Genomic DNA, 8,156 nt, shown 5'->3' with positions numbered 1-8,156 from the left:
ACGCTCCGCCGCCCAGAACGCCGACACCGCCGCGTTGACGTCGTGGATCAGATCGTTGTTCTCATCGATCTTGTCCCCGTCGTCCTTCCAGTGCTTATCCCCGCTGATCTTCTGACTGAACGTGACGGCCCGGGACTGGAGCTCCTTCAGACGGGCCACGATCGGACGGGCCTCGGTGATGTACTCGCCCAAAGCCTTCGCCGCCGTCTCCAGGTGGCCCGCGAACAGATCACTGTCCGTCTTCACCGGCTTGGTCGTCGCGAACAGCTGCGACGCCTCGGGGGCGGTGTAGAAGGCGGCCAGGCCCTGGAACTCCGAATCCACGTGCGCACCCGCGTCACGGAAGGTCCCCGCCGCCGTCGCGATCGCCGCCCGGTTCTGCTCCAGGGCCTCCAGATCACCCGTGAACAACGGGATGCTGCACGGGTCGATCGGTACGTGGTCGGTCATGTCTCCCCCGCCCCCAGGCAATGATCCGCGTACGCGAACTCTCTGTGTACTGAGGGCAGTTGGGGGAGGCAAGGGGTAATCAGGCCGTTGTCCGGGGGTGGTCCCCGGCGTCGGCTAGCGGCGCCAGAAGAGGTGGTGGGTCACGCCGCTCGGGCTGGGGACCACGTCCATGTGGAAGCGGTCGAGGAGCTCGTCGGGGGACTCCCACAGGCGGGAGCCCGCGCCGAGGTCCACCGGGGAGACAGCGACGTGGAGGGTGTCGAGCAGGTCCGCGTCGAGGAACTCGCGGATCGTGGACGGGCCGCCGCCGAGGCGGACGTCCTTGCTGTCGGCCGCTTCGAACGCCCGGGCCAGGACCGTGGCCGGGTCGGCGTCGATGAAGTGGAAGGTGGTGTCGGAGAGGGTGAAGGAGGGGCGCAGGTGGTGGGTCATCACGAACACCGGGGTGTGGAACGGGGGCTCGTCGTCCCACCAGCCCTGCCAGTCGTGGTTCTGCCAGGGGCCCCGGTGGGGGCTGAACTTGTTGGCGCCCATGATCTCCGCCCCGATGTTCCGCCCCCAGTCGCGCGTGAAGTAGTCGTCCAGGCCGCGGCTGCCGCCCGGCTCGGTGCGGCCCGGCCAGCTGGCGGTGGCGCCGGCCCAGGAGAACAGGACTCCCGGGTTGAGCCCGTCGCCGAAGGGATGGTCCAGTCTCTGGTTCTCGCCGGCGCCGTAGCCGTCCCGGGTGAGGTTGATGTTGCAGGCCCGGAGGAGTTGCTGGGCGGGCATGGGGTGCTCCTGTCGTCGTCGGCTGTCTGAGGTGAGACTGCCGGGGCCGACGGAACTCATCGGTGCGGGGCGGGGGCGACGCGCGGACATGCCGCCTTCGGCCCAATGCGGGGGCCCGGAGCCGCCTCAGAGGACCGCCACCGGGGCCACCGGGGTGCCGGTGCCGCCCACGAAGGGTTCCGGCATCGCCGAGAGGAGGAAGGAGTGGCGGCCCGCTTCCGCACAGGCTGTGGACAGGGCTTCGAGGTTCCAGTTCTGGCCCTGGTGCATGCCCATCTCCACCAGGTGCAGCGCGTGCACCGGCAGCCAGAGGTCGTCGATCTCCGGGGGGAAGATCTCGAAGGTGAGGGTGTCGTTCGCGACGGCCGCCACGTCGCGGGCGTGGAACCACTGCGGGGTGCGGACGGAGAGGCCGGGTGACGGGAAGCCGTAGCCGTGTTTGTCGCCCGCCAGGTAGACCTGGATCTGGCCGGTGCGGACGAGGACGACGTCGCCCGCGCGGACGGTGAGTCCTGCGAACTCCTCCGCCTCCGCCAGGTCCTCCGGGGTGACGGCGTGGCCGCCCGGGAGCCGGTCCAGGCCCTTGGCGCGGGCCACGTCCAGCAGGACTCCGCGCGAGACGATCGGGGCGGCCTTGTCGATGCCGCTGTACTGGGCCCGGGTGTGCGCGGTGATCGTGGAGGCCGGGCGGCCGTTGTAGATCCGGCCCGAGTGGGAGACGTGGGTCAGGGCGTCCCAGTGGGTGGCGGCCTGGAGGCCCATCGTCACGGCGTCGTCGCTGCAGGCCACCGTGCCGGGGCCGAAGAGCTCCTGGTTGATCTGGACCATGGTGTGCAGGGGGTTGACCCGGCCCGGGATCATGCCGGCCTGCACCCCGTCCTCCTTGAGCGGGAGGGCCAGGGGGATCCGGCGCCCCGTGCGGACCTCGGCTGCCGCCGCCCGGACCACCTCCTCGGTGATCAGGTTCAGGGTGCCGATCTCGTCGTCGGCGCCCCAGCGTCCCCAGTTGTTGACGCGCTTGGCGATGTCGTGGAACTCGGGGGGCATGGTCATGGACGCCATCCACTCCTTGAACGAACAGGGGCTTGTGGGAAGGGATCTGACTGGTCATAGAATCTAACGGACCGTCAGAAAAAGCGGGAAGGGGCCGGACGTGGGGAACTTCTTGGCAGGCAAGGTCATCGCCGTCACCGGTGCGGGCCGGGGCATCGGCCGGGCCGTGGCGCTCGCCGCCGCCGCCGAGGGCGCCAAGGTCGTCGTCAACGACTACGGCGTCGGCATCGAGGGGAACGAGCCCACCAGCGAGGTGGCGGAGGAGGTGGTCAAGGAGATCCTCGCCGCCGGGGGCGAGGCCGTCGCCGTCGCCGACGACATCTCCACCATGGCGGGCGGCCAGCGCATCGTGGACACCGCCCTCGCCCGGTACGGCAGCATCGACGGAGTGGTGTGCGTCGCCGGCATCCTGCGCGAGCGGATGCTCTTCAACATGTCCGAGGAGGAGTGGGACCCCGTCGTCGCCACCCACCTCAAGGGCACCTTCACCGTCTTCCGCGCCGCCTCCGCCGTCATGCGGCGACAGGGCTCCGGCACGCTCATCGGCTTCACCAGCGGCAACCACCAGGGCTCCGTCGCCCAGGCCAACTACAGCGCCGCCAAGGGCGGGATCATCTCCCTCGTCCGCAGCGCCGCCCTCGGGCTCAACAAGTACGGGGTCACCGCCAACGCGGTCGCCCCCGTCGCCCGCACCCGGATGTCCGCGAACGTGCCCATGGAGCTCAAGGAGATCGGCGAGCCCGAGGACGTCGCCGCCCTCGTGACGTACCTGCTCAGCGACCGCGCCAGGGCCGAGGGCATCACCGGGCAGGTCTACACGATCGCCGGACCGAAGATCGCCGTCTGGGCCCAGCCCCGCGAACTGCGCGCCGGGTACGCCGAAGGGGCCTGGACCCCCGAGAAGATCGCCGACTTCCTCCCCGGCACGGTCGGCACCGACCCGATGCCGATGCTCGCCCAGCTGGAGGCCATGGCCAAGGCGGCCGCCGCCAAGGACCGCCCGAACACCTGAGGGGCAGGGGGACACCGTGGACTTCAGCTTCGGCCCCGAGGCCGGGGAACTGCGCGCCCGCGCCCGGGCCTGGCTCACCGCGCACCTCGTCGGCCCGTACGAGGAGGCCGTCGGCCTCGGCGGGCCCGGCAGCGAGCACGAGGGCGTCGACGCCCGGCGCGCCTGGGAACGGGAACTCGGCCGCGGCGGGTGGATCGGCACCGGCTGGGACGCCCCGGCCGGCGCCTACGGGCAGCAGCGGCTGACCCTCACCGGGCAGGTGGTGTGGGCGGAGGAGTACGCGGCGCTGCGCGCTCCCGGCCGGGTCGGCCACATCGGCGAGAACCTCCTCGCCCCCACCCTCCTCGCCTACGGCACGCCGGAGCAGCGGGCCCGCTTCCTGCCCGCCATCGCCCGCGGCGAGGAGCTGTGGTGCCAGGGCTACAGCGAACCCGACGCCGGATCCGACCTCGCCGGGCTGCGCACCACCGCCGTACGGGACCGGGCGGACGGGCGGCTGCGCGTCACCGGCCAGAAGGTCTGGACCTCCCTGGCCCGCGAGGCCGACTGGTGCTTCGTGCTCGCCCGCACCGAGCCCGGCTCGCGCCGCCACCACGGCCTGTCCTTCCTGCTCGTGCCGATGGACCAGCCGGGCCGGGTCGAGGTCCGGCCGATCCGGCAGATGTCGGGGACGGCGGAGTTCAACGAGGTGTTCTTCGACGGGGCCGTCGCCGAGGAGGTCGTCGGCGGGGAGGGCGACGGCTGGACGGTGGCCATGGGGCTGCTCGCCCTGGAACGCGGGGTCTCCACGCTCGTCCAGCAGATCGGGTTCGCGGCGGAGCTGGAGCGGGTGGTGCGGGCCTACGCGGCCTCCGGCGCCCCGGACCCCGTGCTGCGGGAGCGGCTCGTACGGCAGTGGGCCGAGCTGCGGACCATGCGGTGGAACGCCCTGCGGACCCTCGGGGAGGCCGGGGACGCCGGGGCGCCGAGCGTGGCCAAGCTGCTCTGGGGCGGCTGGCACCGCCGGCTCGGCGAGCTCGCGGTGGAGGTCCGGGGCGCCCGGGCCACCGCCGGGCCGGGGCTCTGGGAGCACGGGACCCCGTACGAGCTCGGGCTCGACGAGGAGCAGCGGCTGTTCCTGTTCACCCGGGCCGACACGATCTACGGCGGTTCGGACGAGATCCAGCGGAACATCATCGCCGAGCGGGTGCTCGGCCTGCCTAAGGAGCCCAGATGAGGGGCGTCGTGTTCGACGGCAAGCAGGCCCAGGTGGTCGGGGACCTGGAGATACGGGACCCGGGGCCGGGGGAGGTGCTGGTCGCGATCGGCGCGGCCGGGCTGTGCCACAGCGACCTGTCGGTGATCGACGGGACGATCCCCTTCCCGCCGCCGGTGGTGCTCGGCCACGAGGGGGCCGGGGTCGTCGAGGCCGTGGGGGCGGGGGTGACGCACGTGGCCGCGGGTGACCACGTGTCCCTTTCCACCCTCGCCAACTGCGGGGCGTGCGCCGACTGCGACCGCGGCCGGCCGACGATGTGCCGCAAGGCGATCGGGATGCCGGACCGGCCGTTCTCCCGGGGCGGGCAGCCGCTGTTCCAGTTCGCGTCGAACTCGGCGTTCGCGGAACGGACCCTGGTCAAGGCCGTGCAGGCGGTGAAGATCCCCGAGGACATCCCGATGACGTCGGCCGCGCTGATCGGCTGCGGGGTGCTGACGGGAGTGGGGGCCGTGCTGAACCGGGCGAAGGTGGGGCTCGGGGAGACGGTCGTGGTCATCGGGACCGGCGGGATCGGCCTCAACGTCATCCAGGGCGCCCGGATCGCGGGGGCCTCGGCCATCGTGGCGGTGGACGCGAACCCGGCGAAGGAGGCGGTGGCGCGGCGGTTCGGCGCGACGCACTTCGTGGACGCGTCGGCGGTGGCCGACACCTCGGCGGCCGTACGGGAGGTCCTGCCGACGGGCGCGGACCACGCCTTCGAGTGCGTGGGCAGCGTGAAGCTGATCCGGCAGGCCGTGGACCTGCTGGACCGGCACGGCCAGGCGGTGCTGCTGGGGGTGCCGGGGTTCAAGGAGGAGGCGTCGTTCCTGGTCTCTTCCATGTACCTGGACAAGACGATCATGGGATGCCGGTACGGGTCCTCCCGCCCCCAGCGCGACATCGCCCTGTACGCGGACCTGTACCGGCGGGGCGAGCTGCTGCTGGACGAGCTGGTGACGGAGGTCTACCCGGTGGAGGACTTCGCCAAGGCGGTGGACGACGCGCACCACGGGCGGGTGGCGCGCGGGGTGCTCACCTTCTGACGCGGTCCGCGCACGGCGGTGGCCCGGTGCGCTGGAGCGCGCCGGGCCATCGGTGTGTCCGGGTCAGTCCGCCAGGCGGCCGAAGCGGCCCTTGTGGAAGAGGAGGGGGTCGCCCTCGCCCTCGGCGCCCATGGCCTCGACGCGGCCGACGACGATGAGGTGGTCGCCGCCGGTGTGGACGGCGTGGATCCGGCAGTCGATCCAGGCGGGGACGTCGTCGAGCTGCGGGGAGCCGGTGACGGGGGCGGGCCGGTGGGAGACCCCGGCGAACTTGTCGGCGCCGCTGACGGCGAAGGCCCGGCAGAGCTCGCCCTGCGCGGCGCCCAGGATGTTGACGCAGAACACCCCGGCGCGGGCGATGCGCGGCCAGGTGGTCGAGGTGCGGGCCACCATGAAGGTGACCAGGGGCGGGTCGAGGGAGAGCGAGGCGAAGGACTGGCAGGCGAAGCCGGCCGGACCCTCCTCGCCGTCGGCGGGCGGGGCGGTGATGATCGTGACCCCGCTCGCGAAGTTGCCGAGGACGGCGCGGAACTCGGCGGGGCTGACGGGCGCGCGCTCGTCCTCGCCGACGGCGCGCAGGTCGGGCCGCGGAAGGGCGTCGACCTGCGCGGACTCGGGCTCCCGGGCCGAGGAGGTGGGGGAGCCGGCTGACCTGAGGTATCGGACGACGGTGGCCGCCATCCCTGCGTGTCCCATCACCCCTCGATTGAACCTGACGGAGTGTCAGATGAGAAGGGGCGGGAGGGGGCGGCGCCGAACGGGTGAATCCGGGCGGGCGGGGCGGCCGGTACGCCGTGCCGTGGGCGGGGGGTGGGCAGGGTGGCGGACGACTGTGTGGCGCCTACCCGTGGAGGACCTGATGCTCGGCACCGACTTCCGTACCGGCTCGCCCAACTGGCTCGACCTCGGCAGCCCCGACACCGGCGCGGCCGCCGCCTTCTACCGGGCCGTCTTCGGCTGGGAGTTCGCCTCCGCCGGGCCCGAGGCCGGCGGGTACGGGTTCTTCCAGCAGGGCGGCAGGACCGTGGCCGCGCTCGGCCCGCTCACGGAGGAGGGGGCGGACTCGGCGTGGACGGTGTACTTCCAGAGCCCGGACGTCCGGGTCACCGCCGACGCGGTGATGCGGGCGGGCGGCCAGGTGCGGGTGGCGCCGATGGACGTCATGGGCGAGGGCTGGCTCGCCCAGTTCACCGACCCGCAGGGCGCGCGGTTCGCCTGCTGGCAGCCCGGGAAGACGGGCGGGCTGGAGGTGGCCTCCGCCGAGAACAGCCTGCTCTGGGTCGAACTGCACGTCCCCGACCCGCAGGCGGCCCTCGCCTTCTACGGCGCGGTGTTCGGGTGGCGCTCGGCGGAGATGCAGACGCCGGGGATGACGTACCGGGTGCTGAGCCTCGCCGAGGGCGACCAGCAGGACACCTCCTTCGGCGGGGTCGCGCCGCAGGGCGAGGGGGCCGGCGGGGCGTCGGCGATCCTGCCGCGCTGGGTGCCGTACTTCCACGTCGCGGACGCGGACGCGACGGTCGCGGCCGTCGAGGGGGCCGGGGGCGCGGTGCTGATGCCGGCGGCGAACGTGCCGGACGTCGGGCGGATCGCCTGGGCGGCGGACCCGGCGGGGGCGGTGTTCGCGGTCCTGCGGCCGGACCCGCGGATGTAGGACCGGCCGCGGGGTGCGGGCCGCTTCAGCGGCCCAGGTACTTCGGGGTGCGGCGTTCCACGAAGCTGGCTACGCCCTCGTTGGCGTCGGCGGTGGTCATGTTGAGTTCCTGGGCGGTGGCCTCGGCGGCGAGTGCCGTCGCGCGGTCGCCGTCCAGGGAGGAGTTGACCAGCTGCTTCGTGAGCGCGAGGGCGCGGGTGGGGCCCTGCGCGAGGCGCTCGGCCCAGTCGCGGGCGGCCGCCTCCAGCTCGTCGGCCGGGACCACCTTGTTGACCAGGCCCAGGCGGGCGGCCTCGGCGGCGGGGACGGCGTCGCCGAAGAACATCAGCTCCTTGGCCTTCTGCGGGCCGAGGAGGCGGGGGAGCAGGTAGGCGCCGGCGCCGTCGGGGACGAGGCCGCGGCGGACGAACACCTCGATGAAGCGGGCCGGTTCGGCGGCGATGACGAGGTCGCAGGCGAGGGCCAGGTGCGCGCCGATGCCGGCGGCGGTGCCGTTGACGGCGGCGATGACGGGCTTCTCGCAGTCGAGGACCGCGGTGATCAGGCGCTGCGCCCCGAGGCGGATCATGCGGGCCACGTCGCCGGCGACCCGGTCGCCGGTGGCGGGCGCGCCGCGGAGGTCGGCGCCGGCGCAGAAGCCCTTGCCGGTGGCGGTGAGGACGACGGCCCGGACGGCGGGGTCGGCGGAGGCGTCGGCGAGCAGGGCGATGACGCGGTCGCGCTGGTCCCAGGTGAGGGCGTTCATGGCGTCGGGGCGGTTGAGGGTGATCCAGGAGACGCCGTTCTCGAACCGGTACCGGATCTCGTCCGAGGGGGTTTCGGGGGGCATGGGACTCCGTTCGGGGTGGGTGGGTGGGTGGGGTGGCGCCGGGTGCGGGTTGGCGGGCCGCTACGCGGGGCGAGGTCCCCCACCCGCCCTTCGCCCGTTCCCCGGGGCTC

Annotated in this window: 8 protein-coding genes and 1 pseudogene; 4 read left to right on the top strand and 5 right to left on the bottom strand. The window is 73.3% G+C overall.

Annotated elements, in window-relative coordinates:
* The 3 genes and pseudogenes from AB0O29_RS33195 to AB0O29_RS33185 form a co-directional block, all read right to left on the bottom strand.
* A pseudogene (locus AB0O29_RS33195) lies at window positions 1–450 on the bottom strand (hypothetical protein); the annotation flags it as partial.
* A gap of 114 nt (window positions 451–564) precedes the next feature.
* Window positions 565–1,218, bottom strand: a complete 654-nt coding sequence (locus AB0O29_RS33190) for a dihydrofolate reductase family protein (protein WP_365159333.1) — start codon at window positions 1,216–1,218, stop codon at window positions 565–567.
* Between the two features lie 126 nt (window positions 1,219–1,344).
* The gene (locus tag AB0O29_RS33185) at window positions 1,345–2,271 is read right to left on the bottom strand and encodes a cyclase family protein (protein ID WP_365159330.1); all 927 of its coding nucleotides are present in this window, start codon (window positions 2,269–2,271) and stop codon (window positions 1,345–1,347) included.
* 100 nt (window positions 2,272–2,371) lie between these two features.
* On the opposite strand from AB0O29_RS33185, the gene AB0O29_RS33180 reads away from it, so the two are divergent.
* The 3 genes from AB0O29_RS33180 to AB0O29_RS33170 are packed head-to-tail and all read left to right on the top strand — an operon-like array spanning window position 2,372 to window position 5,563.
* Window positions 2,372–3,283 carry an SDR family oxidoreductase gene (locus AB0O29_RS33180; RefSeq protein WP_365159327.1) on the top strand — a complete coding sequence of 304 codons (912 nt, stop codon included), beginning with the start codon at window positions 2,372–2,374 and terminating at the stop codon, window positions 3,281–3,283.
* Window positions 3,284–3,299: 16 nt separating this feature from the next.
* Window positions 3,300–4,499 (top strand): acyl-CoA dehydrogenase family protein, encoded by a 1,200-nt coding sequence (locus tag AB0O29_RS33175; RefSeq protein WP_365159324.1) that lies wholly within the window; start codon window positions 3,300–3,302, stop codon window positions 4,497–4,499.
* Complete coding sequence (locus tag AB0O29_RS33170) at window positions 4,496–5,563, top strand: Zn-dependent alcohol dehydrogenase (RefSeq protein ID WP_365159321.1); 1,068 nt, start codon at window positions 4,496–4,498, stop codon at window positions 5,561–5,563. The genes AB0O29_RS33175 and AB0O29_RS33170 overlap by 4 nt, the downstream gene beginning before the upstream one ends.
* A 63-nt stretch (window positions 5,564–5,626) precedes the next feature.
* Here the strand turns inward: AB0O29_RS33170 and AB0O29_RS33165 are convergent, their stop codons facing one another.
* Window positions 5,627–6,259, bottom strand: coding sequence for a flavin reductase family protein (locus tag AB0O29_RS33165; RefSeq protein WP_365159318.1), 633 nt, complete (start codon window positions 6,257–6,259; stop codon window positions 5,627–5,629).
* A gap of 163 nt (window positions 6,260–6,422) precedes the next feature.
* Here AB0O29_RS33165 and AB0O29_RS33160 point away from each other — a divergent pair, with 163 nt between their 5' ends.
* On the top strand, window positions 6,423–7,217 hold the full coding sequence (locus AB0O29_RS33160) for a VOC family protein (RefSeq protein ID WP_365159316.1): 795 nt from the start codon (window positions 6,423–6,425) through the stop codon (window positions 7,215–7,217).
* Window positions 7,218–7,242: 25 nt separating this feature from the next.
* Here AB0O29_RS33160 and AB0O29_RS33155 read toward each other — a convergent pair whose 3' ends face one another.
* Window positions 7,243–8,046, bottom strand: a complete 804-nt coding sequence (locus AB0O29_RS33155) for an enoyl-CoA hydratase-related protein (RefSeq protein ID WP_365159313.1) — start codon at window positions 8,044–8,046, stop codon at window positions 7,243–7,245.
* Window positions 8,047–8,156 lie beyond the last annotated feature (110 nt).

Source organism: Streptomyces sp. NPDC089915 (assembly GCF_040684675.1).
Lineage (GTDB): Bacteria > Actinomycetota > Actinomycetes > Streptomycetales > Streptomycetaceae > Streptomyces.
Note: the sequence above shows the minus strand (reverse complement) of the source record. Positions and strands in the feature narration are given on the sequence as shown.